Genomic DNA, 760 nt, shown 5'->3' on the forward strand with positions numbered 1-760 from the left:
CGCCGGGACCCGACGTTAACCGCTGACCCGCTCCGGCGGCCGGGGATCCGGTCCGCGGGAGGAATCCCGTACCAACCCTTCACATTCGGCCACGGGGCCTTCCCGCGCCGGTCGGACGGTGTCCTTCGCACCGTGGTGCGCTCCATGCCGGTCACGCGATACTGCGGGCTTCCGGCATCCACCCGTACCCCACGACGACGGAAGGCCCTCCACCTGTGATCTCACCCCGTGTGCGCATCGGTGAGCACGGTCTGGACCTGCTGACCGCCCTGTCCGCCCCCGCCACCGCCACGGCCGCCGGCCGGGTGGCCCCCGGATCCGCCGCGCCGCCCACCGTCGAGGAGCTGCGCCTCGACCAGGCGGCGCCGCGGGAGATACTCCGCCGCTCCGGCTTCGACACGGTGGCGCCCGCCTTCGCCCGCGCCCTGGACCGGACCCGCTCCTACGCTCAGGCGCGGCGGGTCGTGGAGCGGCAGGGTTCCGCGCTGTGGCGCGGAGCGGTCGACCGGGCGCAGGGCCGGGGCCCGGCGGGCGGCGACCTGAGCCGGGACGACGACCGGCCGCTGTACTGGGCACGGCTCGGCATGGCGCGTGAGCTGCGCGGCTGGGAGCCCCGGTTCGGGCTGGACGAGGCGCGGCGGGCGAAGCTGCTCGACACGCTGGAGCGGACCTCGCGCGGGCAGACCTCCGTCCTCCCCCGCCGCACGGGCCTGAAGCGGGTGCTGGTGACCGGCTTCGACCCGTTCACGCTGGACCGGGA

At 75.8% G+C, this 760-nt stretch carries 1 pseudogene; it reads left to right on the plus strand.

Annotated elements, in window-relative coordinates:
* Positions 1 to 215: 215 nt before the first annotated feature.
* Positions 216 to 760: pseudogene (locus LPA54_RS33755) on the plus strand (pyroglutamyl peptidase); the annotation flags it as partial.

The organism is Streptomyces sp. DH12, assembly GCF_020873895.1.
Classification (GTDB): Bacteria; Actinomycetota; Actinomycetes; order Streptomycetales; family Streptomycetaceae; genus Streptomyces.